Origin of the sequence: Catenuloplanes indicus (assembly GCF_030813715.1) — a bacterium.
GTDB classification, from domain to species: domain Bacteria; phylum Actinomycetota; class Actinomycetes; order Mycobacteriales; family Micromonosporaceae; genus Catenuloplanes; species Catenuloplanes indicus.
In genome coordinates, this window is the sequence record NZ_JAUSUZ010000001.1 from 7,804,941 (window position 1) to 7,829,544 (window position 24,604).

General features: G+C 73.9%; 25 protein-coding genes. 9 read left to right on the forward strand and 16 right to left on the reverse strand.

Annotation, left to right across the window (positions count from 1 at the left end):
• Positions 1–752 precede the first annotated feature (752 nt).
• Entirely contained in the window at positions 753–2,390 is a 1,638-nt protein-coding gene (locus J2S42_RS34830) for a tetratricopeptide repeat-containing diguanylate cyclase (RefSeq protein WP_307246160.1), read from the reverse strand.
• A gap of 248 nt (positions 2,391–2,638) precedes the next feature.
• On the opposite strand from J2S42_RS34830, the gene J2S42_RS34835 reads away from it, so the two are divergent.
• A complete protein-coding gene (locus J2S42_RS34835) occupies positions 2,639–2,821 on the forward strand; it encodes a hypothetical protein (RefSeq protein ID WP_307246162.1) in 183 nt (60 codons plus the stop codon).
• Positions 2,822–3,009: 188 nt separating this feature from the next.
• On the opposite strand, the gene J2S42_RS34840 is transcribed toward J2S42_RS34835, so the two are convergent.
• From J2S42_RS34840 to J2S42_RS34850, 3 genes are read right to left on the reverse strand one after another with little or no spacing between them, the layout of a single operon-like run.
• Complete coding sequence (locus J2S42_RS34840) at positions 3,010–3,867, reverse strand: alpha/beta hydrolase (RefSeq protein WP_307246165.1); 858 nt, start codon at positions 3,865–3,867, stop codon at positions 3,010–3,012.
• Positions 3,868–3,916: 49 nt separating this feature from the next.
• Positions 3,917–4,657, reverse strand: coding sequence for a hypothetical protein (locus tag J2S42_RS34845; protein ID WP_307246166.1), 741 nt, complete (start codon positions 4,655–4,657; stop codon positions 3,917–3,919).
• 9 nt (positions 4,658–4,666) lie between these two features.
• Positions 4,667–5,596, reverse strand: coding sequence for a LysR family transcriptional regulator (locus J2S42_RS34850; protein ID WP_307246168.1), 930 nt, complete (start codon positions 5,594–5,596; stop codon positions 4,667–4,669).
• Positions 5,597–5,607: 11 nt separating this feature from the next.
• Here J2S42_RS34850 and J2S42_RS34855 point away from each other — a divergent pair, with 11 nt between their 5' ends.
• A complete protein-coding gene (locus J2S42_RS34855) occupies positions 5,608–6,678 on the forward strand; it encodes an SLAC1 family transporter (RefSeq protein ID WP_307246170.1) in 1,071 nt (356 codons plus the stop codon).
• Here the strand turns inward: J2S42_RS34855 and J2S42_RS34860 are convergent.
• The 5 genes from J2S42_RS34860 to J2S42_RS34880 form a co-directional block, all read right to left on the reverse strand.
• Positions 6,650–7,123: a GNAT family N-acetyltransferase gene (locus J2S42_RS34860; RefSeq protein WP_307246172.1), complete on the reverse strand. Its 474-nt coding sequence runs from the start codon at positions 7,121–7,123 to the stop codon at positions 6,650–6,652. The genes J2S42_RS34855 and J2S42_RS34860 overlap by 29 nt on opposite strands.
• A gap of 67 nt (positions 7,124–7,190) precedes the next feature.
• Positions 7,191–7,769, reverse strand: a complete 579-nt coding sequence (locus J2S42_RS34865) for a sensor domain-containing protein (RefSeq protein WP_307246174.1) — start codon at positions 7,767–7,769, stop codon at positions 7,191–7,193.
• A 75-nt stretch (positions 7,770–7,844) separates the two neighbouring features.
• Positions 7,845–8,606 carry a phosphotransferase gene (locus J2S42_RS34870; protein WP_307246176.1) on the reverse strand — a complete coding sequence of 254 codons (762 nt, stop codon included), beginning with the start codon at positions 8,604–8,606 and terminating at the stop codon, positions 7,845–7,847.
• Entirely contained in the window at positions 8,603–9,181 is a 579-nt protein-coding gene (locus J2S42_RS34875; protein ID WP_307246178.1) for a GNAT family N-acetyltransferase, read from the reverse strand. Before J2S42_RS34875 ends, J2S42_RS34870 begins: the two co-directional genes overlap by 4 nt.
• A gap of 18 nt (positions 9,182–9,199) precedes the next feature.
• The gene (locus tag J2S42_RS34880) at positions 9,200–10,060 is read right to left on the reverse strand and encodes an ion transporter (RefSeq protein ID WP_307246180.1); all 861 of its coding nucleotides are present in this window, start codon (positions 10,058–10,060) and stop codon (positions 9,200–9,202) included.
• 23 nt (positions 10,061–10,083) lie between these two features.
• On the opposite strand from J2S42_RS34880, the gene J2S42_RS34885 reads away from it, so the two are divergent.
• Both J2S42_RS34885 and J2S42_RS34890 read left to right on the forward strand, forming a co-directional pair.
• The gene (locus J2S42_RS34885; RefSeq protein ID WP_307246182.1) at positions 10,084–11,064 is read left to right on the forward strand and encodes a nitronate monooxygenase; all 981 of its coding nucleotides are present in this window, start codon (positions 10,084–10,086) and stop codon (positions 11,062–11,064) included.
• 203 nt (positions 11,065–11,267) lie between these two features.
• Positions 11,268–12,287 (forward strand): TerC/Alx family metal homeostasis membrane protein, encoded by a 1,020-nt coding sequence (locus J2S42_RS34890; protein WP_307246184.1) that lies wholly within the window; start codon positions 11,268–11,270, stop codon positions 12,285–12,287.
• Positions 12,288–12,297: 10 nt separating this feature from the next.
• Here J2S42_RS34890 and J2S42_RS34895 read toward each other — a convergent pair whose 3' ends face one another.
• On the reverse strand, positions 12,298–13,317 hold the full coding sequence (locus J2S42_RS34895; protein ID WP_307246186.1) for a HEAT repeat domain-containing protein: 1,020 nt from the start codon (positions 13,315–13,317) through the stop codon (positions 12,298–12,300).
• A complete protein-coding gene (locus tag J2S42_RS34900; protein ID WP_307246188.1) occupies positions 13,304–13,966 on the reverse strand; it encodes a HEAT repeat domain-containing protein in 663 nt (220 codons plus the stop codon). Before J2S42_RS34900 ends, J2S42_RS34895 begins: the two co-directional genes overlap by 14 nt.
• A gap of 132 nt (positions 13,967–14,098) precedes the next feature.
• On the opposite strand from J2S42_RS34900, the gene J2S42_RS34905 reads away from it, so the two are divergent.
• Positions 14,099–14,662: a hypothetical protein gene (locus J2S42_RS34905; protein ID WP_307246190.1), complete on the forward strand. Its 564-nt coding sequence runs from the start codon at positions 14,099–14,101 to the stop codon at positions 14,660–14,662.
• A gap of 111 nt (positions 14,663–14,773) precedes the next feature.
• Here the strand turns inward: J2S42_RS34905 and J2S42_RS34910 are convergent, their stop codons facing one another.
• Both J2S42_RS34910 and J2S42_RS34915 read right to left on the reverse strand, forming a co-directional pair.
• Positions 14,774–15,922 (reverse strand): aminotransferase class I/II-fold pyridoxal phosphate-dependent enzyme, encoded by a 1,149-nt coding sequence (locus J2S42_RS34910; protein ID WP_307246192.1) that lies wholly within the window; start codon positions 15,920–15,922, stop codon positions 14,774–14,776.
• A 44-nt stretch (positions 15,923–15,966) separates the two neighbouring features.
• Complete coding sequence (locus tag J2S42_RS34915; protein ID WP_307246194.1) at positions 15,967–16,500, reverse strand: snapalysin family zinc-dependent metalloprotease; 534 nt, start codon at positions 16,498–16,500, stop codon at positions 15,967–15,969.
• 139 nt (positions 16,501–16,639) lie between these two features.
• On the opposite strand from J2S42_RS34915, the gene J2S42_RS34920 reads away from it, so the two are divergent.
• The gene (locus J2S42_RS34920; protein ID WP_307246196.1) at positions 16,640–17,590 is read left to right on the forward strand and encodes an NADPH:quinone oxidoreductase family protein; all 951 of its coding nucleotides are present in this window, start codon (positions 16,640–16,642) and stop codon (positions 17,588–17,590) included.
• 7 nt (positions 17,591–17,597) lie between these two features.
• Here the strand turns inward: J2S42_RS34920 and J2S42_RS34925 are convergent, their stop codons facing one another.
• Complete coding sequence (locus J2S42_RS34925) at positions 17,598–18,527, reverse strand: diacylglycerol/lipid kinase family protein (protein ID WP_307246198.1); 930 nt, start codon at positions 18,525–18,527, stop codon at positions 17,598–17,600.
• Between the two features lie 26 nt (positions 18,528–18,553).
• Positions 18,554–19,039, reverse strand: a complete 486-nt coding sequence (locus J2S42_RS34930; RefSeq protein ID WP_307246200.1) for an NUDIX domain-containing protein — start codon at positions 19,037–19,039, stop codon at positions 18,554–18,556.
• A gap of 60 nt (positions 19,040–19,099) precedes the next feature.
• Here J2S42_RS34930 and J2S42_RS34935 point away from each other — a divergent pair, with 60 nt between their 5' ends.
• Both J2S42_RS34935 and J2S42_RS34940 read left to right on the forward strand, forming a co-directional pair.
• Positions 19,100–20,305: a GAF domain-containing sensor histidine kinase gene (locus tag J2S42_RS34935; RefSeq protein ID WP_307246201.1), complete on the forward strand. Its 1,206-nt coding sequence runs from the start codon at positions 19,100–19,102 to the stop codon at positions 20,303–20,305.
• Positions 20,302–22,608, forward strand: coding sequence for a PAS domain S-box protein (locus J2S42_RS34940; protein WP_307246203.1), 2,307 nt, complete (start codon positions 20,302–20,304; stop codon positions 22,606–22,608). The genes J2S42_RS34935 and J2S42_RS34940 overlap by 4 nt, the downstream gene beginning before the upstream one ends.
• A 92-nt stretch (positions 22,609–22,700) precedes the next feature.
• Here J2S42_RS34940 and J2S42_RS34945 read toward each other — a convergent pair whose 3' ends face one another.
• A complete protein-coding gene (locus tag J2S42_RS34945) occupies positions 22,701–23,633 on the reverse strand; it encodes a DMT family transporter (RefSeq protein ID WP_307246205.1) in 933 nt (310 codons plus the stop codon).
• 70 nt (positions 23,634–23,703) lie between these two features.
• Between J2S42_RS34945 and J2S42_RS34950 the strand changes: the two genes are divergently transcribed.
• Positions 23,704–24,600 (forward strand): LysR family transcriptional regulator, encoded by an 897-nt coding sequence (locus J2S42_RS34950; protein WP_307246206.1) that lies wholly within the window; start codon positions 23,704–23,706, stop codon positions 24,598–24,600.
• Positions 24,601–24,604: the final 4 nt, after the last annotated feature.

The window sequence follows — 24,604 nt, forward strand, 5'->3', positions numbered from 1 at the left end:
CATCCAGATCTCGCACCGCACCACCGAGCCAGCGACCGCCGCACCCCGCGCCCTAAATATCGCGATATCGGGGACGAGGCGTCCGGCGACTCTCCGGCCGGCCTGGCGCGAAGGCGGCGCCGCCGGCCCTGAGTGATCAATCAGTGGTGCGAAAAGGAGATCACATATCGAAGTTGACCTCCTTTTTGCGCCACTGATTGATCACTCAGCCGGGCAGGCGGGATTCCTGCGGACACCGACACTCGAAGGTGGAGCGAGATACGGCGATATTTCGGACGCGGGCTTCGCACGCGCTCCGAAGCAGCTACGGCGCATCGCCATTGCGCAGAGCAGCGCCGCGCCGTGCGGTCCGACGCTGCGCTTCGCGCGTTTGCGCTGTGCTGCGCTTCGCGCGTTCGTGTGGTGCCCGGCGTGCCCGTGCCAGGCCGGGTCGGGCCTCCGCCGGGCCGGGCCTCCGCCGGGTCGGGCCTGCGGGCCGGGTCGGGTTTCCGCGCGGCCCGGTCTCCGGAGCGGGGCGGGGCGTGCGCCGTCAGGGTTTGAGCCTTGCGCCGCTTGCGACGTATTTCGGCTGGTTGCCAGGGGTGCAAGCAAATGTAGGTGTTCGGGTAGGGCAGGTGTTCCAGGTAAGCAGAGCAAAGCGATGACGGTGCAGGGCGCGCACCCACCGACTGGCAGGGAGGAGCGCCAGCGACGACCGGTGCCCGCGGGAGCGTGCGGGAAGCGGCCACGCCGGGAGTGGGAAAAGCGGTTCGTCAGTCTGCCGCGGTGACGCGGTTGCGGCCGGCGCGCTTGGCGGCGTAGAGGCGGGCGTCGGCGCGGGGGAGCAGGAGTGCGGGGTCGCCGTGGTCGTGTTCGGCGACGCCGATGCTGACCGTGACGGCGAGGCCGGGCTGGAGGGCGGACCAGTCGTGGTTCGCGACGACCAGGCGCAGCTTCTCGGCCAGGTGGGCGGCCTCGGGCAGGTCGACGCCCTCGAACGCGATCAGGAACTCCTCGCCGCCGAGGCGGGCGACCAGGTCGATGCCGCGGACGTGTTCGCGGAGCAGCGCGCCGATCCGGCGCAGCACGTCGTCGCCGGCGGCGTGGCCGTAGCGGTCGTTGACCAGCTTGAAGTGGTCGACGTCGGCGATCGCGAGGCAGAACGGGCGGCCGGTGGCGTCCGCGAGCGCGGCCATCTCCGGGAGGCGCTGGTCGGCGGCGCGGCGGTTGGCGAGGCCGGTGAGCGCGTCGGTGAGCGCCTGCTGCTCCAGTTCGGCGCTGCGCATGCGGTGCAGCTCGGACTCCAGGCGCGCGTTGTCGGCCTCGAGGCGCGCGTTGTCCAGCTCGAACAGGTGGACCATCATCCGGGCGCGGACCGCGGCGACGTCGTTGTGCGCCTCCCGCTCCAGCGCGTGGTACGACCGGTAGTGCGCCAGCGCGGCCTTGAAGTCGCCGATCCGCTCGTACGCCTGGGACAGCTGGAGGTGGATGGCCATGGTCATCGGCTTCTCCTTGGCCTCGGTGACGCGTTCCAGCGCCTCCAGCAGGCCGAGCACCGCGATCGCGCAGTCACCGCGGAGCAGCCGGATCTGCGCCTGATGCTGCAGCGCGGCCGACTCCAGCGACCGGTAGCCGTGCGCGAGCGCGATCATCCGCGAGTTCTCCACCAGCGTGAACGCCTCGCCGTAGTCGCCCCGGTGGGCCATCAGCATGCCGTAGTTGTCCAGCACGATCGACTGCCGGTACGGGTGGTTGGCGGCCTGGGCCAGCTCCAGCGCGGTCCGCACGTGGCCGAGCGCGATCTCCAGCAGCTCCTCCGCCTCCGCCTCCCGGCCCAGCTCGCGCAGCTGCGGGATGCGGAACACCGCGTTGTCGCCCAGGTTGTTGAGCACGCAGAAACGGGCCTCGTCGTCGCCCGGGTCGACCACCGCGAGCGCGTGCCGCAGGCACTCGTTGCTGGCCGCGAGGTCCCCCATGGCCGCGTGCACCACGCCGGTGCGGTTGTGCACCCAGTAGAGCAGCGCACGGTCGTCCAGCCGCTGCGCGATCCGGCGGGCCCGGTCCAGCGCGTCCAGCGCCTCCTCGTGCAGCCCGAGGTCGTTGAAAGGGATCGCCTGCACGGTCAGCGTCTCGCAGATGCCACGCTCGTCGCCGATCGACTCGAACAGCCCGGCCGCCTGCGTGCAGGCGGTGATCGCGGCCTCCTGCTCGCCGACGCGCAGCAGCTGGTTCGCGGCCAGGCGCAGCGCGGACGCCTGACCGGCCACGTCGCCGCGCTCGGCGCTGAACTCCGCGGCACGCCGCGCGAGCGTGACCCCGGCCCGGTAGTCGCCGCGCTGCCGGGCGGCCTCCGCCTCGTCGTAGAGCGAGGCGGGCCGTCTGTCAGCCTCCGTGACGCCGCTGGTCGACAAGCCGTGCCTCCTTCGCGCACGCAGGCGGCCTCTCCGGCCGTTTCGTGCGGCCCCTTCGGCCCAACCTAGGGCATCCGGAGGAATTACCACCAACTGAGACCCCCGTCACACGAACGGTGATTGAGGTTGCCCGAGGTCAATGCCCATGTCATCGATTTCGTCCGGATCCGCTACGGTGCGGTATTGCACGTGATCTCCGGGGGGACTTGGAACGGCCCCGACCACACGAGACCGAAGGGAAGCCGACCTTGACGCCCACCTCCGTCCGCAGCGGTGCCTCCACCGCCCAACCGACCGATCCGCGGTGCCTGCACTGCAAGGAGCCCTTGGTCCAGGACGACATCTGGGGCTGGATGCACGAGGGCCAGCGATACCTGTGCCGCGACCCGCGCACCGGTGAGCTGCTGACCCAGGCGGCCACGCTCATCTGAGACCCCGGGCGGCCCCACCGGGTCGCCCGGGTTCTCCCGGCTATGCCGGAAATGCCGATATTCCCGCTTCCGGCGCGGTCACCTGCCGCATGCTCCCGCGGGCACCGGTCGGCCGCGGGCGGCCTCCCTGCACGTCGCGCGGTGGTCCGGAAAACCCGGGGCGTGCTCGCCCGGCTCGGCCCCGTTGTTCACATCCGGCCGTAGCGGCGGGACGTGTCCGGATCGCGCCTGACGGCCTCGGCGAGATCCGGCGCGAGCAGCGCGCGGAGCCCGCCGGGAGCGTCCCCGCGCACCGCGCCGGGCTCGTCGTGCAGGGCTGCTGCGACGAACGTGAGCGCGGCGCGCATCGCCGCGGTCGCCTCCGGCTCGTCGTGATCGGCGTCGCGGACCAGGTGGTAGTCGTGGGCCACGTCCAGATCCCACAGCTCGCGATGCAACCGCTCGGTGCCGTCGTGCAGCGCGAACACGTCGCGGTCGCCGCAGCGCAGCATGATCTTCAGGCCGCTCCGCCGGATCGAGTCCGCGTTCCCGCGCAGCCGGTGCCGCACGCTGCTGTGCTCCCAGCCCGCCGCGGCCATCGCGTCCCGCAGCTCGCCCAGCACGCCGATCGTGTTCCGCGGCCCGGGCTCGTCGTCGAGCAACGCCGGGGACACCGCCGCGACCGCACGCCACCGGTGCGGGCTCGCGAACGCGATCTTCAGCGCGCCGTAGCCGCCCATCGACGCGCCCAGCAGCGCGACCCGCTCCAGGTCCGTGCCCAGCCGCCGGTGCAGCACGTCCGGGAACGTCTGCGCCACGAACGTCTCCCACCCGCCCAGGTAGAAACCGCCCACGGTCGGCGTCGAGGCGCACGCGACCACGGCCGGCGCCAGCTCGCCCCGGTCCAGGAGCCGGTCCACGAGCGGCCGGATCCGGGTGACCAGATCGGCCGAGGAGAACGCGCCGTGCAGCAGCACGATCAGCGGAAGCCCGGCACCCGCCCCGGACGGCCGCAGTGCCCGCCAGCGCACGTCCCCGGCGACATCGTCGACGATCTCGGTATCCACCCGGTGCAGCGTGCCAGAACCGCGGCGGTGCGGGAACCGGATATTCCGGCTAGGAGAGCGCGGTGACCAGGGACTCGGCGAGTACGTACCCGGCCGGCAGCGCGGCGCCGCCGGGAGCCTGGCCGGCGTCGACCCGGTAGTACATCTCGGTCTCCCGGCCGGTGCGCCGCGACGGGCCGGTGACGGTCCAGCAGGCGCCGGTCAGGACCTGATTGCGCCTCGCGTACGCCACCGGCTCCGGGTCCGACCGGGACCGGTAGATCCCCGCCGACCGCCAGCGGACCTTCCACCGGCAGGGCTCGGCCCGGCCGTCCGCGGTGGGCGGTGGCGCTGACGGCGCGGCGCCGGTCGGGGCCGGCGTGGGCGCGACCGAGGCGACCGGCTCCCGGCCCTCGTCGCCCGCCACCCGATCGGTGCCGGTCCCGCCGCTCCCGGACCGGCCGGCGGCCGGCGGCAGCTCGCCGTGCCCACCGGCGGGCTGCCCGTCGGCGGGCTGCCCGTCGACGGCCGGAGCGGCGGGCTGCCCGCCGTGGTCAGGTGCGGTTTCCCGGCCCGCCGGCGGGCTGGTCGCGGGCAGGCCGGTCGTCACGTCCGCCACCGGGCCGGGGCTCGCCGTGACCGCCGGCTGCGGAACGTCCGCCACCGGCTTCGACAGGTAGACCTGGTGCACGGTGATGGCGAGGCCGATCGGTCCCGCGATGCCCACGACGAAGGTGAACGTCGCGCGCGCCGCCCGGAAGGCGCCGGTGCGCCGGTTGCGTCGCCCCTGGCGGCGTCCGTTTTGTGGCATATCGCCACACTAATCCACCCGGGCAACGGCGGCCCCGCGACGGGCGATCAGGTAGAGGTCGTGCGGGGCGCCGGTGAGCTGACGACCGGTGGGCCAGATGACGCGCAGCGAGCGGTGCAGCGGTACACCAGGGACCGGTACCTCGACGAGCGTGCCGGCGGCCAGTTCCGCGGAGACCGCCAGCGAGCTGAGCACGGCCGCGCCGCTGCCGGCCAGGATCGCGTGCTTGATCGCGGTGGTGGAGGAGAGCTCGAGCAGCGGCGGCGCCACCGAGGTGACGCCGTGGGTGCGCAGCGCGGCCTCCAGTGCGCGCCGGGTGCCGGACAGTGCCTCCCGGGCGACCAGCGGCGTGGCCGCCAGCTCGGCCGCGGTGATGCCGCGCCGGCGGCGTGCCCACGGGTGGCCCGGTCCGGCCACCGCGACCAGCCGGTCCGTGGCGACGGTCTCCGCGTGCAGGCCGGCCGGCAGGTCCGGGCCCTCGACGAAGCCGAGGTCCGCGCCGCCGTCCAGGACCAGCGTCGCCACGGACGCGGAGTTCGCGGCCTGCAGCGCCACCGCGAGACCGGGGTGGCCGGCGCGGACCGCGACCAGCCAGCCGGGCAGCAGGTACTCCGCGACGGTCTGGCTGGCGGCGATCAGCAGCCGGCCGCCGGCGGTCTGGCGCAGCGTGGCGACGCCCTCGGCGAGCGCGGTGGCGGCGTCGAGCGCCGTCCGTGCCCAGTCCGCGACGAGCGCGCCGTCCGCGGTGAGCGTGGAACCGCGCGGGCCGCGGTCGAGCAGCGTCAGGCCGAGCGTGCGTTCCAGCCGGCGCAGGCGGGCGCTCGCCGCCGGCTGGGAGACGCGGTGTTCCCGGGCGGCGCGGCCGACGCTGCCCAGCCGGGCGACGGAGAGCAGCAGGTCGAAGCCGGTCAGATCGGAAACCGGCGGCGGCAGAGGCATAAGCGCAGGTTATGACCTCAGGCGGACGCGCCGCCTACCGGACCGCCGCACACCCGGCCAGCCTGGGGATCATGAACTTCGGGCCGAACTGGTTCGCGACCGTGATGGGCACCGGCGTGCTCGCCACCGCCGCGCTGTCGCTGCCGCAGCACCTCCCCGGCGTGCACCGGGCCGCCACCGTGGTCTGGACGGTCGCGGTCGCGCTGCTGGCCGTGCTCACCGTGGGCTTCGCCCGGCACCTGCGCCGGCACCGCCGCACCTACCTGGACGATCCGGCCGCGGCGCACTTCTGGGGCGCGCCGCCGATGGCGGTCATGACGATCGGCGCGGGCGCGCTGATGGCCGGCGTGCCCGGCGCGGTCCCGGTCGCCGCGGCCTGTTGGCTGATCGGTGCCGCCGGTGGGCTGGTCACGGCCGTGCTGATCCCGTACCGGACGATGACCCGGGGGTGGGGTGGGCCCGGTGAGGCCCCCGGCGGGCGGCTGATGCCGGTGGTGCCGCCGATGGTCGCGGCCGCGCAGGGCGCGCTGCTCGCGGCGCACCTGCCGGACGGTGAGCCGCGCGCCCAGCTGCTGATCGCGTGCGCGGCCATGTTCGGCGCGAGCCTGGCCGCCGCGGCCGTGGTGATCGGTCAGGTGTGGGCGCGGCTGGCCGCACACGGGCCGGGTACGGCCGCCGGCGTACCCACGCTGTGGATCGTGCTCGGCCCGCTCGGGCAGTCGATGACGGCGGCGCACCTGCTGGCCGCCGCGGCCCCGGCGCACCTGGCCGAGGTGGCGAACGCGGCCGCGGTGCTCTACGCCGTACCGGTGCTGGGGTGTGCTCTGCTCTGGTTGTCGCTGGCGGCCGCGCTGACGCTGCGGGCCGCGCGGGACGGGCTGCCGTTCACGCCCGGGTGGTGGGCGTTCACGTTCCCGGTCGGCACGCTGGTCACCGGCGTGGCGGGGCTGTCCGGGCGCACCGGCTCGGCACCGCTGGCCGCGCTCGCCCTCGCGCTGTTCGCGCTGCTGCTGTGCGGGTGGGTGGTCGCGGCCGGTGGGACGCTGCGCTGGCTCAGAACGACTTCCGCAGCTGCTGTGTGATCAGGTCGTACCCGGACGAGTCGTACAGCCCGACCGCGGCCTTGTTGGTGCCGAACACGTTCAGCTCCAGCGCCGCGCAGCCACGGGTCCGCGCCTCGGCCTCCACCGCGGACAGCAGCGCCCGGCCGAGACCCTGCCCGCGATGGCCGGCGTCCACGGTGAGCATGTGCAGGTAGCCGCAGCCGGCGATGCCGTGCGGATGCCGCAGCCCGAACCAGGCCGCGCCGATCCGCCCGCCGTCCGACTCGCCGACCACCAATACGTGACCCGGCGTGTCGAAGCCGAGCGGAAGCAGCGCGCAGATGCCGTCGAACGCCTTCGACCGCGCCACCCCGGCCGCGATCCCCACGGACGTGACCAGCGAGTCCACCGTCAGATCCAGCACCGAGGCCCGGAAAGCGCCGAACTCGCCGGCGTGCATCGGGCGCAGCGTCACGGTCGTCATGCCCGCACCCTAAGCCTCCGCCAGGGCCGGCGAACCGGGGCACACAAAGGCCGGGCAAAAGGACGAATCAGGCGCGGCTCAGCAGGCGCTCGGCGAACCGGGCCTCCATCCGCGCCACGGCCCGGACCAGCGGCGCCAGCGTCAGCGCGAACAGCAGCCCGGTCGCCATGTAGAGCCAGATCCGGGTCTCGGCCGCCGAGCCCAGCCCGATCAGGGCGGGCAGCCCTTCGGCGCCCGGCCCGTACGGCACCGCCCAGTCCCACAGCGACGCGCTCAGCCCGGCGGCCGCGGCGGACCACCAGGTCACCACGAGCGCGCACGAGACCGTGCTCGGCACGACCCGGAGCAGCCCGTGCGCCAGCGCCCGCCGGCGCCGCCGGCGTTCCGGGGCCGGGACCGGGCGGCCGAGCACGCGCGCGGCACGCCGCCGTTCCGCGTCCGCCACCCGCGCGGACCCGGCGAGCGCACCGGCCAGGATCGGCACGCCGACCAGCAGCACGGCCGTGCCCAGGCCGAGCACGACCGCGGTGGCGAGGCCCACGGACGTGAGCACGCCGATCGGGAACCCGGTCAGCACGTAGCGCGTGTCAATCCCGAGCTGCCGCAGCGAGATGTCCGGGCCGGCGGTAACGATCACGGTCGTCATACCGTCGACGCTATCGATCGCGGCACCACCGGCCCATCCGGTGAACCCCTAGATACGGGGTAGGGCAAGCCCTACCTACGACAGCCCGAGTGCCCGCCGCCAGACGCTGTCGTGCTCCTCGATGTAGGCGGTGTCGTCGCGCCAGGCGTCGCCGTGGCCGGTGCGCCAGTGGGTCAGCCACGGCTCCACGCCGAGGCCGGCCTGCTCGCGCAGGAAGTCGTGCATCGCGCGGGTACGCCGGGCCAGCAACGGGACCAGCGCCTCGCGCATCGCCTCGTCCGCGCCGTACGCGTCCGCGAACACGCCCAGCCGCCGGCCGTGATCCCACCCGGACCAGCGGGCCAGCGGCAGGAAACCGTGCGCCGCGTAGGCCAGGTCCCACAGGCGTGACCCGGGCGCGGTCCCGTCCCAGTCGATGAACGTCAGCCGCTCGCCGGCCACCAGGTTCCACGGCGCGAGGTCGTTGTGCGTGATCAGCTCGGTCCGGTCCGGCGGGACCAGCGTGTTCCACACCGCGTCGTCCGGCGGTACGAAGCCCGCGGCCGCGTCGTGCAGGTCCCGGATCACCCGCGCCACCGCCCGGAGCGTGCCGTCGCCGGCGAGCAGCGGCAGGTCGTCGCCCCACGGGACGGTGCCCTCCGCGAACGTCAGCACCTCGCGCCCGCGTTCGTCGAACCCGAGCGGACGCGGCGCGTGCGCGAACCCTGCGCCGTGCAGGTGCTCCAGGAACGCGTGCACCGACGGCGTCCACGGCCCGGCCGGCCGCCGCACGGTGTCGCCGACGCGCACGATGTCGCCGCTCACGTTGCCGCGCGGCAGCAGGATCTCTTCGTTCACGGCTGCGGTCCTCCCGCTTCCGGCCACCCGTTCTCCGCACGCCAGGCGGCGGCGTCGATGCGGTAGAGGACGCACGGCTGGAGCGGGTCGTCCGGCGGTATGTTGGGGTGCCGGAAGTCCTCCGCGGGATCGTGGGTGAGGCCGAGGCGCCGCATGACCGCGCGGGACCGCGCGTTGGTGTGCGCGGTGAACGAGACCAGGCCGGGCAGCGCCAGCGCGGTGAACGCGTGGGCCAGCACGGCGCGGGCCGCCTCGGTGGCGTAGCCGTGGCCCCAGGCATGCCGGGCCAGCCGCCAGCCGACCTCCGTCGCGGGCGTGAAGTGGGCCTCGAAGCGGGGCCGGGCCAGGCCGACGAAGCCGATGAAGCCGTCCGGTGCGTCGACGGCCCAGAGCCCGAAGCCCTGACGCGCGAGGTCGCCGTCGATCCGGTCGATCATCGCGTCGGACTGCTCGCGGCTCAGCGTCGCCGGGAAGTGCCGCATCACCTCGGGATCGGCGTTCAGCGCGGCGAACGGCTCCCGGTCCGCATCCCGCCAGCGCCGCAGTGTCAACCGTTCGGTACGCAGCTCGGTCACCCGGTGATCGTACGGGTCTCAGTCGCGGTCCCGGTCGATGCGCAGGTCGCGTTCCAGTTCGGCGAGGAGCGTGCGGAGGTCGTCGATGCGCTGGCTGATCGCGATCCGGTCGATCTCGTCGGGGACACCGTCACCGTCCACGTCGTACCCGGACGAGAGGCCTTCGGTGATCTCCAGGCGGCGGGCCTCCTCCATGGAGTTGACGATGACCGCGATCAGGATGTTGACCAGCAGGTTCGCGGTGATCAGGACATAGCTGACGTAGTACAGCAGCGTCCACGGCGAGTAGGCCATGCCCTGCGCGATCAGGTCCGGCAGGTTCTCCTGGGAGAGCAGTACGAAGAGCGTGATCGCGGCGCGGCCGACCGTGCCGTACTCGGCCGGGAACTCGTCGGCGAAGATCAGCCAGCCGGCCATGCCGTACAGGTAGACGGTGACCAGGGCGAGCGCGAGGAACCCGCCGATACCGGGGAGGCTGCGCAGCAGCGCGGTGACGATGACGCGCAGGCCCGGGGAGAAGCGGACCAGGCGCAGCACCCGCGCGATCCGCAGGATGCGCAGCAGCGCGGAGTCGCCGTGCAGGCCGGGGATGAAGACCGCGGCGATCACGAGGAAGTCGAAGACGTTCCAGCCGTTGCGGAAGAAGTCCTGCGGGCGCCGGCCGTGCGCCAGGATCCGGATCGCTATCTCGACGACGAACACCGCGCGGAAGCTCAGCTCCAGCCCGTGCAGGATCGGCTCCCACGTGCCGAGGTGCGGGTACGTCTCGATGCCGAGCACCACGGCGTTCGCGCCGATCACCACCACGATCACGATCTCGAAGGCGCGGTGGTCGCGGATCGCGGCGCAGACGCGGGCGAGCGGGGAATGCGTGATCATGGATGCAGGGTAGATTCCTCAGCGTGATCGAGTTGTCCCGCCCGGTGGTCGTCGCGCCGATGGCCGGGGGACCGTCCACGGTCGCGCTGGTCGTCGAGGCGGCCCGCGCCGGTGGTCTCGGATTCCTGGCGGCCGGCTACCGTACGCCGGAGGCGACCGCGCGCGAGGTGGCCGAGGCACGCGCGGCCGGCGTGCCGTTCGGGCTCAACATCTTCGTGCCGGACCTCGCGCCCGCCGATGCCGCCGAGGTGGCGAGATACCGGGCGACGCTGGAGGCGGACCACGGGCCGCTGCCCGCACCGCCGCTCACGGACGACGACCACTTCGCGGCGAAGGTACGGATCGCCGCCGGTGTGCCGTTCGTCAGCTTCACGTTCGGGCTGCCGCCCACGGACGTGATCACGGCACTGCGGGGGAGCGGCAGCGCCGTCCTGCTCACCGTGACGAACGCCGGCGAGGCCCGGCGCGCGCTCGCGCTCGGCCCGGACGCGCTGATCGCGCAGGCCGGCACCGCGGGCGGCCACTCCGGCACGTTCGACCCGGCCGGCTACGACGGCTCCGGCACCGCGCTCACGCTACTGCGCACCGTGCCCCGGACGGTACCGGTCGTCGCGGCCGGTGGCACCGGCACCGCGGCCGGTGTGCGGGCGCTGCTGGACGCGGGTGCGACCGCGGTCCAGGCCGGCACCGCGTTCCTGCTCGCGAACGAGGCGGGTACCCGCGCACCGCACCGCACCGCGCTGAGCGAGGGCAGGGAGACCGTGGTCACCCGCGCGTTCACCGGCCGGCCAGCCCGCGCGCTGCGCAACCGCTTCACCGACGCGTACGGCCCGCACGCACCGCTCGCGTACCCCGCGGTCCACCACCTGACCGCGCCGATCCGGGCAGCCGCGGCGGCCCGCGGCGACGCCGAGTCGATCAATTTGTGGGCCGGCACCGGGCATGCGAACGCACGTCCCGGGCCGGCCGGTGAGATCCTGCGCACGCTGGCCGGTTGCAAATAGTCACAACACGCCCCTGAACTGGTGGTTCTCAGGAATCATCCAGGGAGAGCCCATATGGTTGCCCGTCGAGGGGAGTACCCCACAAAGATCGTTCCGGTCAGTACGGGTGCACCCATGTGACCCCCGGACGGTCGCCGTGCCCGAGTCGTCGCACGGTGGGGGAGACCTCAGGCGATTTCGCGTGCGCCTGAGGAGGCACACCCGTGGATGTCCTGTCCGCTCCGCTCCAGACGATCGGATCCCCCGGCCTGTGGGGCATCACGCTCGTCATCCTGCTCGGCCTGCTGGCCGTCGACTTCGTGATCACCCGGCGGCCGCACGACGTGCACATGCGGGAGGCCGTCGGCTGGACCATTTTCTACCTGGCCCTCCCGGTCGCGTTCGGCCTGATCATCTGGCCGCTCTACGGCGCCACCCCGTCGATCGAGTTCTTCACCGGCTACGTCGTGGAGAAGTCCCTCTCGGTCGACAACCTCTTCGTCTTCATGCTGCTCCTGGCCGCCTTCGCGGTGCCGAAGGAGCTGGCCCAGCGGGTCCTGCTCTACGGTATCGTCGGCGCGCTAGTCCTCCGGGCCGTCTTCATCGCCATGGGCGCGGCCGTGCTCAGCACCGGCACCTGGGCGTTCCTGCTGTTCGGCGGCATCCTGCTGGTCACCGCGGTCAAGGTGATGCGCGACGCGGTCAAGGGCGCGGACCACGAGGTCGACATCGACGGCATGCGCAGCGTCAAGATCCTGCGCCGCCTGATGCCGGTCACGAAGCAGTACCACGGCTCCAAGCTGTCGATCGTCGAGCACGGCAAGCGCACGCTCACCCCGATGGCGCTGGTCGTGGTCGCGGTGTTCATGACCGACATCGTGTTCGCGGTCGACTCGGTGCCGGCCGTCTACGGCGTGACCGAGGACCCGTACATCGTGTTCGCCACGAACGCGTTCGCGCTGCTCGGCCTGCGCGCGCTGTACTTCGTGCTGCAGAACGCGCTCAGCAAGCTCCGCCACCTCAACCACGGCCTGGCGATCATCCTGGCGTTCATCGGCTTCAAGCTGGTGCTGCACTGGGCGCACACGGTCTGGTCCTGGGTGCCGGACGTGCCGACCCCGCTGTCCCTCGCGTTCATCATCCTGACGCTGGTCACGGTCACGCTCACGTCGCTGGCGGCCAACCGCCGGGACGAGGCCGCGGCGGCCGGGCACAAGCCCGAGCCGGACAAGGCGCGCGTATAGCGGGAAACCGCTACGTGGCCGGGGGTCCGCCCCCGGCCACGTAGCGTTCCGGCGCCGTCACCAGCGTCGACGCGATCAGCGCGACCGGCCGGTCCGGATCCCCGGCCAGCTCGCGCAGCACGTCCAGCGCGACCGTGCCCGGCATCTCGGCCAGCGCCTGCACCAGCCGGATCCGCACCGCCCGGTCCGCCGCGTGCGTGGCCAGCTCGGCGGTCAGCGCCGCCATGATCCGGCCGGCCCAGGCCGGGTCCCGCGCCAGCGTGCCCAGATGCTCGCTCGCCTCCACCTCGTTCGGGCCGTGCACCACCATGGCCAGCAGCGTCGGCACGGCCGCGGTCACGCCGCGCGACCCCAGCGCCAGCGCCGCATACCGCCGGATCGCCGGGTCCGGATCGTCCAGCGCGCCGGTCAGCATCGCGGTCGCCTCCCCGCCGGGGAGCTCCGCCAGTGCCTGCACGGCCCGGCGCCGCACCTCGGCGTCGCCGGCGGCCAGGCCGGACGCCAGGCTAGCGGCACCGTCGCCGCCGGTCCGGGCCAGCGCCCAGCGCAGCGCGCCGGCGACGTACGGGTCCGCCTCGGTCAGCACCGCGCCGGCCAGCAGCCCGGCCGGGAGCGGCGTGGCCAGCACGGCCTGCTGCCGCCGCTCCGCGCTGCGCGACCGCAGCCCGTGCAGCAGCTCGACCACGCGTGCCACGTCCTCCCAGCCGGCCGGCTCGGCCGCGCCCACGGTCCGGAGCCGGTCGAGCAGCTCACGGTCCCGGAGCAGCCGCTCCTCGGTCTCCCGGACGAGGTCGCCGACCAGAGCGGACGGCGTGAAACCGGGGTCGTCCAGCGTGCGCGCGATCTGCCGCAGCGACAGCCCCAGCGACCGCAGCCCCTCGACGTGGAAGATCCGGCGGACGTCCGCCGGCGTGTACTCCCGGTAGTTACCCACGGTCCGGCCGGTCGGCCGCACCAGCCCGAGCGTGTCGTAGTGCCGCAGCATCCGGGCACTCACCCCCGAGCGGCGCGCCACCTCACCGATCAGCACCCGCGGCCCCCTGCCCGGCGTGGTCGAGCGCGACGACCCGGGTCGCCTCGTGGACGGACAGGTCGAATCCGGCGTCCGGGTCGTGCAGCAGCCGCTCCGTGGCGCGCGCGTGTGCGCGCACCGCCGGATCGGGGTGTGTCCTCGCGGCCGCCAGGACCGGCCCGGCCACGTCGTCCAGCGCGACGATCGCGCGGCTCAGGCTCAGCCGCACCTCCCGGTCGCCGCGGCCGAACTCGGCGGCCAGCTCCGCGGCGAGCGCGGCCCGCTCGGCGTCCGGCACCAGCACCACCGCGGTACGCCACGCGGTGCGCGCCACCTCGTCGTCCACGTCGTGCAGCAGCGACCGGGTGATCGCCGGCCAGGCGCTCCGGTCGCCGATCTTGGACAGCGTGTGCAGCGCCTGACCGCGGGCCTGGGCGCGCTCGGCGGTCAGCTCGGCGCGCAGCCGCGGCACCGTGACGTCCGCCGGGAGCCGGGTCAGCGCCCAGGTGAGCATGTCACGGACGAAGAAGTCCGGCTCGAGGCCGGCGCGCGTCACCAGCGCGTCGGTGAGCGCGGCGTCCGGGCGCGTCCCGATCGCCAGCGCCGCCTGCAGCCGGGTCGCCGGATTGCCGGCCGCGAGCGCGTCGCGCAGTCGTTGCGGGTTCATCGTGACCACCTCCGCCCACCAGTGAAGACCTTGTCACAGTGACAAGGTCAAGCCCGCGGTTCCCCGGAACGGGGTGGCGGCGGGCGCCGCGGGCGTGTGTACTGGGCGGCGAGCCACGGGTAGGGAGGCGCCATGGACAACGATCCGGCCAGGACGCTCGGCATGGTCGTCGGCCGCGGGCTCTGCCTGCTGGTCTGCCTCGGCGTGGTCGCGGCGATCGCCTTCGGCATCTACAAGCTGACGACCAAGAACCGGGCAAGTCCCCAGGGGTACGGTGGCCAGCAGGGCTATCCGGGTCAGCAGGGCTATTCGCAATCGTCTTACCCGCCGCCGGGTTATCCGCCGCCGTCCTCGGGTGATCCGCAGTCGTCCTATCCGCCGCTGCCGAGCTACCCGCCCCCATCCGGTGATCCGCAGCCGCCCTACCCGGGCCAGCCGGGTTATCCGGGCCAGCCGGGTTATCCGGGCCAGCCGGGTTATCCGGGCCAGCCGGGTTATCCGGGCCAGCCGGGTTATCCGGGCCAGCCGGGTTATCCAGGCCCGTCGTCCTACGACCCGCCGCCCTCGCACCCCGGCCCGGGGCCCCAGTCCTACGATCCGCCGGCGTCCGGTCCGTCCCCGGACTCCTCGCCGTCGTCGTCGCCGGATTCGTCCTCCGGCTCGTCGTCCTCCGGCTCGTCGTCGTCCTCCGATTGAAGCCGCGGGCCGGTCTGCGGCGGTGCCGCCCGCGCTTGCGGCGTCAGGCCATCCAGGCCCCGGCGACCCGCCGCCGCTGACCGCAGCCGGACCGCCCGGCACGCTCACCGGTCACCGCGCCGCCGGCGGGGCGACCCGGCCGGCGAACGCGGCCGCCACCGCGTCCAGGTGCGCGCCCGTGTGCGCGGCCGTGATCGTGATGCGCAGCCCGCAGCGGGCCGCCGGTGGCACCACCGGGTTGACGTAGACGCCCGCGGCCAGCAGCCCCCGCCACGCCGCGAGTGTCGAGGCGAGATCCGGCAGCGGCAGCGCGACGATCGGCCCGGCCCCGGCCGGCACCGCGTGCCCCTGCGTGCCGAGCACGGCCCGCAGCCGGGCCGCGCCCGCGATCGCCCGCTCGCCGCGCCACGGCTCGGCCGCCGCGATCCGCAGCGCGGCCAGTGCGGCCGCGACCGACGCCGGTGGCGCGACCGCGCTGAAGATCTCCGGCCGTGCGTGGTGCCGCAGGTAGTCCAGTACCTCCGGCGGCCCGAGGACCGCGCCGCCGACCGACGCCAGCGCCTTGCTGAACGTCACCGTCAGCAGGTCCACGCCGGTCACGTCCAGCGGCCGGACGCCGAAGCCGTGCGCGTCGTCGACGAGCAGGCGGGCACCGTACCGGCGGCAGGTGGTGATCATCGCGGGCAGCGGGCAGGCGTCGCCGCTCATCGAGTAGAGCCCGTCCACCACCACGAGCCGCGCCGCGTCGCCGGGGCACGCGGCCAGCCGCCGGGCCAGGTCGTCCGCGGCGTTGTGCCGGAACCGCAGCGCCCGTCCCGGCCCGAGCCCGGCGCCGTCGTACGCGGACGCGTGCGCCTCCGCGTCCACCAGCACCGCGTCCCGCCGCCCGGTCAGCCCTGCGATCGCGCCCACGTTCGCCTGGTAGCCGGCCGGGAACAGCAGCGCCTCCGGCAGCCCGGCGAACGCGGCCAGCTCACGCTCCAGCTCCGCGTGCAGCGGCGTGCCACCGTTCAGCATCCGGGACCCGGACCGCGACGTGCCGTAGCGCGCCGCCGCGTCCCGGGCCGCGCGGATCACCCGCGGGTCCGCGGCGAGTCCCAGGTAGTCGCTGGACCCGCACATGATCACGGTGCGCCCGTCCAGCTCCGCGACCGGCCCGCCCGGCCCGGCGAACACCGGGTAGTACGGGTACACCCCGGCCGCCCGCGCGGCCCGGGCCACGTCGTAGTCCCGGCACCGTGCGAAGAGATCGACGCTCATGGAGTGCAGCGTGGCACCGGCGTGCCAGCCGGTGCCACGGAGCGTCACTTCCAGACGTACCTGCCGGCCGTGGCCAGCGAGCCCGCGAACGCGGCGTTGACCTGCGCGATCTCCGTGCTGTTCGGGTTCGGGTTGCGGCAGGAGACCGGCGCGCTGGAGCCGGACATGAGGTCGGTGCACAGCCCGGTGCGACGGTCCGGCAGTCCGAGCAGGTGGCCGAACTCGTGCGCGGCGATCCGCGGCTGGTAGTAGCCCTGGCCGGTCGCCTCGCGGCCCATGTACCAGCGGCCGTTGCCGAGCGAGTTGACGTACGCGCGCGGCCAGCCGTTGTCCGCGTAGACCCGGATGTTCGGTGTGCGCCCGGCGGTGACCGGCTGCAGCTGCACGTTGGTGACGCGCGCGTTCCAGATCTGCGCGCCCTGGTGTACGACGGACACGAACTCCTGCGCCGCGCTGGCGTCGTAGTAGAGGACGCGCACGGCCGCCTGGGCGGCCTGGGCCGGGTGTGCCGCGACCAGCATGCCGCCGAGCAGTAACGCGAACGCGGCGCACAGCGCGGACAGTCTTCGCAGGACCATCACGGAACCTCGCAATCGAGTGGCGAACGGTGTCTCGACGCTATCCAGCGCACAGATGATTGTGGATATATCGGTTTCGGCCTACCGTCCGTGTGATAGCGGATAATCCGGCGGAGGACAGAAATCAGGGGGTACGCCCGTGCGCGCGATCCAGATCACCGAGTTCGGCGGCCCGGAGCTGCTGACCGTCTCCGAGGTGCCGGACCCGGTGCCCGGTGACGGCGAGGTCGTGCTGGACGTGCTCGCGGCCGGTGTCAACTACGCCGACACCCACCAGACCGATGACTCCTATCTGGCGAGACAGGAGCTGCCGCTGATCCCGGGCGGCGAGGCGATCGTGCGCGGCCCGGACGGCCGCCGCTACGCCACCATGGTCGGCTCCGGCGCGTACGCGGAGAAGGTCGCCGCCCGCCCGGACCGGCTGATCCCGGTGCCGGACGCGGTCGACGACGCGGCCGCGCTCGGCACGCTGGTCCAGGGATCCACCGCGTACCTGCTGCTGCACCAGGCCGCGCGCCTGGAACCGGGCGAGTCGGTGGTGGTGCACGCGGGCGCGGGCGGCACCGGCTCGCAGGCGATCCAGCTGGCCCGTCGGGCCGGCGCCGGCCGGATCATCGCGACCGCGTCCACCGCGGAGAAGCGCGCGATCGCCCGCGAGCTGGGCGCGGACGTGGCCGTCGACCCCGCGCCGGACGCGCTGCGGGACGCGCTGATCGAGGCGAACGGCGGCCGGAAGGTCGACGTGGTGCTGGAGATGACCGGCGGCGCGGTCTTCGGCGAGAGCCTGCGCGCGCTGGCCCCGCTCGGGCGGCTGGTGCACTTCGGCATGGCCGGCCGGACGCCGCCGGCACCGGTCGTCCCGGCCGCGCTGATGCGCGCGGGCCGCAGCGTGATCGGCTTCTGGCTGATCCACGTGATCCGCCGCCGCCCGGACCTCTACACGAAGGCGATCGGCGAGCTGCTCGGCGCGATCGCGGACGGCTCGCTGCGCGCGCTCAACGGCGGCGAGTACCCGCTCGACCGGGCCGCGGACGCACACCGCGCGCTGCTCGCCCGTACCACCGCGGGGAAGTTGATACTCCGGCCCTGAAACGGTCTCAGCGGTCGACGGTGTCGGCCGGGGCCATCACGCGCAACGCGTTCGCGTCCAGGCCGATCCGCATCGGGGTGCGGCCGCGCGGCTCGCCGTCCACCTCGACCGGCGCGGGCCGGTCCGTCTCCACCCACAGTTCCCCGACCGGCAGGAACACGTCGTCGTCGAGCGTGCGCCGATGCCCGATCGAGGCGTTCCGCAGCGTCTCCCGCACCAGCCCGAACCTCCCCCGGCCACCCACCGGGTACGCCACCAGGAGCCGGTCGTCCGCGTCCGTGTCCTTCGTGATCGGCCGCCCGGCGTGGAAGCCGCCGTTCGCCACGTAGAGCTGGTGCGTGCGGAACTCGTGCTGCACGCCCTCCGCGCGTACGCGCACGCGCATCGGCCGGTGCCGCATCAGGAGCAGCGCACCGGTCAGCGGGTACGCCCAGCGCCCGGCGAGCCGCTTCAGCGGCGGCGGTGCCGCGTGCATCACGGCCGCGGACAGCCCGACGCCGACGTGGTTGGTGAACGGCATGTCCCCGGCCAGGCCCAGGTCGACGTCGACCACCTTGCCCTCGGCCAGCGTGCGGATCGCCTCGTCGAGATCGATCGGCACCCGTACCGTGCGGGCGAAGTTGTTCGTGGTACCGAGCGGCAGCAGACCGAGCGCGTTCTCCCGGTGCGCCATCATCCGTGCGGCCGTGCTGATCGTGCCGTCCCCGCCACCGGCCACCACCAGGTCCGCGCCGGACTCCCGCGCGGTGATCAGCGTCCGCTCCAGGTGCTTGGGCTTGTCCACCGGGTACGACGCGATCAGGTCGAACCCGGCCGCCAGCAGCCGGGTGCGGGCGCCCTCGTAGAGCAGCCGGCCGCGCCGGGAGTGCGTGTTGACCACCAGCACCGCTCGCCGGTCCCGGTGAATGTCCTCGGTCAAGCGTTGCTTCGTGCGCATCGGTGCGCAGCCTACCGAATGATCAACTAGTCGGCGCGGCGCACACCCGCGAAGAAGCGGTCCGCCACGAGCGTGTGCAGCGGGAAGCCGAGCTCGGCCGGGCCGTCCAGCACGTAGTGGCCGAGGGACTCGTCGTTCGCGAACGCGGCGGGCGCCACCCCGATCGGTGGCAGCAGGCCGAAGACGAGCAGGGTGCCGTCCGGCGCGCTGTGCACGTCGAACAGCGTGACCGTGGCCGGGTCCGCGTCCACGCCGGTCTCCTCGCGCAGCTCGCGCACCACCGCGGCCTGCCAGCTCTCGCCCACGTCGATGTAGCCGCCGGGCAGCGCGGGCCGGCCGTACGCGGGCGGGATGCCGCGGCGCACCACCAGCAGCCCGTCGCCGGCCGGCTGCACCGCGACCGCGACCGGGGCCGGATTGCGGTAGGTGACGTTGCCGCAGGCGGCACAGCGCCGGGGCCACGGCGCGTCCGGCGCGAACGCGGCGCCGCAGAACGAACAGTGGGCGTGCATGTCCCCGAGCCTTTCACGAAACGCCGGTCCGGGGCCGTACCGGCTGGGATCATGTTTGCTGTGAAGGCTCCGGTGCCCGTCGACGAGCCGCAGCGGGTGGCGGCCCTGCGCGAGACGGCGATCCTCGACACGCCGCCGGAGGCCGAGTTCGACGACATCGCCGTGCTCGCCTCCGAGATCTGCGGCACGCCGATCGCGCTGGTCAGCCTGGTCGACGCGGACCGGCAGTGGTTCAAGGCCAGGATCGGCACGGACCTGCCGCAGACCGGCCGGGACGTGTCCATGTGCGCCCACGCGGTGGCCGCCCGCACCATGCTTGAGGTCGACGACACCGCCGGCGACGCGCGTTTCGCGGACAACCCGCTGGTCACCGAGCAGGGCGTCCGGTTCTACGCGGGCGCGCCGCTGATGATGCAGGACGGGCACGCGATCGGCACGGTCTGCGTGATGGACCACCGGCCGCGCGAGCTGACCGCCGACCAGCGCCGCGCGCTGCGCTCGCTGGCCCGGCACGCCGCCGCGCACCTGGAACTGCGCCGGTACGCGGCCCGTGTGCTGGACGCCGCCGACCGCCTGCGCGAGCTGGACCGGCTCAAGGACTCGTTCCTGGCCAGCGTGAGCCACGAACTCCGTACCCCGCTGTCGTTGATCCGGGGTTATCTGGAGGTGCTGCTGGACGACGGTGCCGACCCGGACACGGCCCGCCGCTTCCACGCGGTCATGCAGCGCAACGCGGACCGGCTGCTGCGGCTCATCGACGACCTGCTGCTGGTCGCCCGCATGCACGAGGACGGGCTGGAGCTGGAGAGCACCTCGGCGGACCTGTCCGAGCTGGCGTTCCAGGTGGTGGCCGCGTCCCGGCCGCTGGCCGAGCACAAGCGCATCACCGTGGTCGAGCACACCGGCACGCCGATCGCGATCTCCGGCGACCCGCGGCGGCTGTCCCAGGCGTTCAGCCACCTGCTGTTCAACGCGATCAAGTTCACTCCGGAGGGCGGCCGGATCGCGGTCGTGACCAGCGGCGACGACGAGCCGGTGCTGACCGTGATGGACACCGGCGTCGGCATCCCGCAGGCCGACCTGCCGTTCCTGTTCGACCGGTTCCACCGCAGCAGCACCTCGGACCTGCTGGCCACCCAGGGTTCCGGCGTGGGCCTGACCATCGTCAAGGCGATCGTCGACGCGCATCGCGGCACGATCACGATCGAGAGCGAGCCGGACGAGGGGACCACCGTGCGCGTGACGCTGCCCCGGGCGTTGCCGTGAAGGTCACGGACCGGGTCGAGCGGCCGGAGCGGCTGGCCGCGGTCGCCGCGACCGGGCTGACCGGCCGGCGCGACGTGCCCGGCCTGGACCGGCTGACCGGGCTCGCGTCCCGGCTGCTCGGCGTGCCTACCACGCTGGTCTCGCTGGTCACCGCGGACCGCCAGGTGTTCCCCGGCCGGACCGGGATGGCGCTCGGTGAGACGCCGCTGTCCCACTCGTTCTGCCGGCACGTGGTCGCGGACGACGCACCGATGATCGTCACGGACGCCCGTACCGACCCGCGGGTCAGCGACAACCCGGCGGTCCCGGAACTGGGCGTGATCGCGTACGCGGGCATGCCGATCCGGGTCGCGGGCGAGACGCTCGGCGCGTTCTGCGCGATCGACTCGGTGCCGCGCGCCTGGACCGGCACCGAGCTGGCCGTGCTGGAGGACCTGACCGCCGCGGTCGAGTCGGAGATCGCGCTGGACCGGGCCGCGCACGACGCGGAGCGCTCGGCCACCGCGTTCAAGGCGGTGCTGGACGTGGCGCACGACGCGTTCGTCAGCATCGGCCCGGACGGCGTCGTGCTGGAGTGGAACCACGCGGCGGAGAACCTGTTCGGCTGGACCCGCGCGGAGGCGATCGGCCGCGAACTCACCGGCCTGATCATCCCGCCCGAGCACCGCGCCGCGCACGACGCCGGCCTGGCCCGGGTGCGCGCCACCGGCGTCTCCACGCTGGCCGGCCGGCGCATCGAACTGCCCGCGCTGCACCGCTGCGGCCGCCGCTTCCCGATCGAGCTGACGCTGCAGGTCACGGCCGGCCGGTTCCACGGGTTCCTGCGCGACATCAGCGAGCGGCGGGCGGCCGAGGACCTGCTGCGCCGGCAGGCCGAGCTGATCGACGCCGCGCCCGCCGCGATCATCGTCCGGGACCGGGACGGCACGATCCGCTCGTGGAACCGGGGCGCGGAGGAGACGTACGGCTGGCCCGCGACCGCGGTACTCGGCCGCAACATCCACCGGCTGCTGGCCACCGAGTTCCCGGCCGGCCGGGAACAGGTCGAGCGCGCGCTCACCGAGCACGGCGCCTGGCACGGCGAGCTGATCCACCGGCGCGCGGACGGCACCGAGCTGGTCGAACTGAGCCGGCAGACCCTGCGGGCCGGCCCGGACGGCGCCGCCGAGATCATCGAGACGAACGCGGACATCACCGAACGCCGGCACGCCGAGCGCGCGCTGCAGGTCACCGAGCGGCAGTTCCGCACGCAGTTCCACCAGTCCACGATCGGTCAGCTGATCATGGACGCCGGTGGCACGATCATGCATGCGAACAGCGCGTTCGCCGCGATGCTCGGGCTGACGCCACCGGAGGTGGCCGGCCGGCACATCGCCGACGTCACCCACCCCGAGGACCGCGAGGAGGACGCCCGCAGACGGGCCGGGCTGAACGGCGCCGACTTCGCCTCCTACGAGCGGGTGAAACGGCTGCTGGACGTGCACGGACACCCGGTCGACGTGCGCGTCGCGGTCCGGATGGTCCGCGATCACGACGGCACCCCGCTGCACCTGCAGGCCGTCGTCCAGGACATCACCGCGCAACTGCACGCACAGCGCGAACGCGACGCCGCGCTGGCCGCGCTCACCGACCGCAACCGTCAGCTGGAGCAGGCCAACCTGCTCAAGCTCGACCTGATGGGCATGCTCTCGCACGACATCGGCACACCCCTGGCCACCATCATCGGGTACGGCGAGGTGCTCACCGACTCCCCGCTGGCCCCGCGCCAGCAGGCCGCGATGGACCGGATCCTGCGCGGCGCCCGCCGGATCGACGAGCTGCGCCACAACGTGCTCGCCATGTGCGCGCTCGACGCCGACCGTCTGGAGACCCGCCGCGAGCCGGTGCTGCTCGCCACCGCGCTGGCCGACGCGGTCCGCGCCGCCGACATGACGGTGCCGATCTCCTGCCCGCCCGGGATCGTGGTCCTGGCCAACCCGGCCCACCTGCAGCAGATCGTGGTCAACTTCCTGTCCAACGCGGCGAAGTACGGCGGCGGCGCCACGCTCGTCACGGCCGTGGCCGGGGCGGAGACGGTGGAGATCGGCGTCCACGACTCCGGCCCCGGCGTGCCGGCGACGCTGCGCGCCCACCTCTTCGAGCGCTACACCCGCGCCGCGGACGTCACCGCCACCGGCCACGGCCTCGGCCTGCACATCGTGGCCAGCCTCGCGGAGGCGAACGGCGGCTCCGTCGCCCACCGCGACAACCACCCCACCGGCAGCATCTTCACACTCACCCTGCACCCGGCACCGCGCGCCTGAACCGCCGCGCCGCTGCGCTCCCGCGTGCCACCAGGCTCCCGCACGTGGCCGCGCTCCCGCACGCCGTCGTGCCGGGCGGGGGTGACGCCGGTTCAGGCGGCGCTGCGGGCCGCCGTGACGGCCGCGACCGTCTCCGTGGTCTCGTCGCGGCGCGGAGTCGCGGCGGGCGCGTCGCGGCGCGGCGAGCGGGTGGAGAGCCAGCAGCCGGTGGCGATCAGCGCGAACCCGGCGATCGTCCCGGTGCCGACCGGCTCGCCCAGCAGCGCCACGCCGAGCAGCACCGCCACCACCGGGTTGACGTAGGTGACCAGCCCGGCGCGGGCCGCGCCGATCTGGGCGATCAGGCCGTAGAAGGCCAGCAGCGCGACCGCGGTGCAGAGCACGCCGAGCGCGATCAGCGCGGCCCAGGACACCGGCCGGACCGGGCCGGCCGGCAGCGCGAACAGAGCGAACGGCAGCAGCACCAGCGAGCTGATCGTGGTGGTGCCGGCGGTCAGCGCGACCGGTGGCACGTCGGCGGCGTGCCGCTGCACCAGCATGGTGGCGACCGCGTAGCCGAGCGTGGCCAGCAGCACCATGCCGGCGCCGAGCAGGCCCAGCCGGTCGCCGGACAGGTCCGCGCCGACCAGCACCGCGACGCCGGCGAAGCCGAGACCCAGGCCGGCCACCCGGGCCGGGCCCAGCGGCTCGCTGCGCAGCATCAGCAGCGCGATCACGGCCGGCTCGATCGCGATCAGCAAGCCGGTCATCGAGGAGCTGATGTGCACCTCGCCGTACGTGATGAGGAGGAACGGCCCGACGATGTGCACCAGCGCGATCGCGGCCACGATCGGCAGCCGGCCGCGCAGCGCGCCGAGTGTGCCGCGGGCGGCTGCGAGCGGCAGCAGCACCAGCGCCGCGACGGCGAGCCGGCCGAAGACCACGGCCAGCGGCGACAGGTCCTCGATAGCGACCTTGATCAGCAGGTACGGCATGCCCCAGAGCAGGGACGCGGTGAGGAAGAGGATCCAGGCTCGTCTGTTCACGGGAGCAGTCTTACGCCGTACCGTTGTAAGTTGTAGTGATGATTTTCTGGGGTCGTTTTAAGGGATGCTTATGATCGACATCAACCGGCTCCGGGTGCTGCGGGAGGTCGCGCGGCACGGCAGCTTCAACCAGGCCGCGGCCGCGCTGCGGATGACCGCGTCCGCCGTGTCCCAGCACGTGGCGGCGCTGGAGCGCGCGGTCGGCGCCGCCGTGGTCGAGCGCAGCACGCGCGGCGTGCGGCTCACCGAGGCCGGCCGGATCCTGGCCGAGACGGCGGACACGGTCACCGCCGAGCTCGACCGGGCCACCCGCGACGTGCGCAAACTCGCCGGTGACACGGACCGGCACCTGTCGGTCGCCACGTTCACCAGCGGCGGTCAGCGGCTGCTCCCGGCCGCGCTGGGCCGGTTCTCCGAGCACCATCCGGACGTGCTGTTCACCGTGATGGAGAACGACACCGAGCAGAGCCTGCCGCAGGTCAGCGCGGGCGTGGCGGACCTGGCCATCGCGTACCACCTGGACGGCCCGCCACCGGACCGCCCCGGCCTGTCCTGGACGCCGTTGCTGGACGACCCGCTGTGGGCGGTGCTGCCGGCCGGGCACCCGCTCGGCGACCGGGACGAGGTCGCGCTCGGCGAGTTGTCGGCCGAGCGGTGGATCCTCGGCTGCGTCGAGCTTGACGACATCCTCGGGCACCATGCGGCGCTGGCCGGATTCGAGCCGGTCATCGCGTGCCGCGGCACCGACTACGTCTTCGCCCAGTCGCTCGTCCGGGCCGGCATCGGCGTCAGCCTGGTCCCGCAGGTCGCGCTGGCCGGCGATCGCGGCGGGCTGGCCGTGGTGCCGTTGCGGCAGCCGGGCCCGGTCAGGTACGTGGGCGTGGCCACCCCGGCCCGGCGGGTTCGTCCGCTGGCGGCCGCGCTGCTGCGCGCGCTCCAGGAGACCGTGGCCGCGCTGCCGATGTAAAACT

What these genes read in the sequence shown, in the direction of transcription:
- J2S42_RS34950 (WP_307246206.1), top strand. Translation starts at nt 23,704, where the DNA reads ATGATCGACATCAACCGGCTCCGGGTGCTGCGGGAGGTCGCGCGGCAC.
- J2S42_RS34905 (WP_307246190.1), top strand. Translation starts at nt 14,099, where the DNA reads ATGGACAACGATCCGGCCAGGACGCTCGGCATGGTCGTCGGCCGCGGG.
- J2S42_RS34900 (WP_307246188.1), bottom strand. Translation starts at nt 13,966, where the DNA reads ATGAACCCGCAACGACTGCGCGACGCGCTCGCGGCCGGCAATCCGGCG.
- J2S42_RS34865 (WP_307246174.1), bottom strand. Translation starts at nt 7,769, where the DNA reads ATGACGACCGTGATCGTTACCGCCGGCCCGGACATCTCGCTGCGGCAG.
- J2S42_RS34850 (WP_307246168.1), bottom strand. Translation starts at nt 5,596, where the DNA reads ATGCCTCTGCCGCCGCCGGTTTCCGATCTGACCGGCTTCGACCTGCTG.
- J2S42_RS34845 (WP_307246166.1), bottom strand. Translation starts at nt 4,657, where the DNA reads ATGCCACAAAACGGACGCCGCCAGGGGCGACGCAACCGGCGCACCGGC.
- J2S42_RS34855 (WP_307246170.1), top strand. Translation starts at nt 5,608, where the DNA reads ATGACCTCAGGCGGACGCGCCGCCTACCGGACCGCCGCACACCCGGCC.
- J2S42_RS34910 (WP_307246192.1), bottom strand. Translation starts at nt 15,922, where the DNA reads ATGAGCGTCGATCTCTTCGCACGGTGCCGGGACTACGACGTGGCCCGG.
- J2S42_RS34860 (WP_307246172.1), bottom strand. Translation starts at nt 7,123, where the DNA reads ATGACGACCGTGACGCTGCGCCCGATGCACGCCGGCGAGTTCGGCGCT.
- J2S42_RS34930 (WP_307246200.1), bottom strand. Translation starts at nt 19,039, where the DNA reads ATGCACGCCCACTGTTCGTTCTGCGGCGCCGCGTTCGCGCCGGACGCG.
- J2S42_RS34925 (WP_307246198.1), bottom strand. Translation starts at nt 18,527, where the DNA reads ATGCGCACGAAGCAACGCTTGACCGAGGACATTCACCGGGACCGGCGA.
- J2S42_RS34915 (WP_307246194.1), bottom strand. Translation starts at nt 16,500, where the DNA reads ATGGTCCTGCGAAGACTGTCCGCGCTGTGCGCCGCGTTCGCGTTACTG.
- J2S42_RS34880 (WP_307246180.1), bottom strand. Translation starts at nt 10,060, where the DNA reads ATGATCACGCATTCCCCGCTCGCCCGCGTCTGCGCCGCGATCCGCGAC.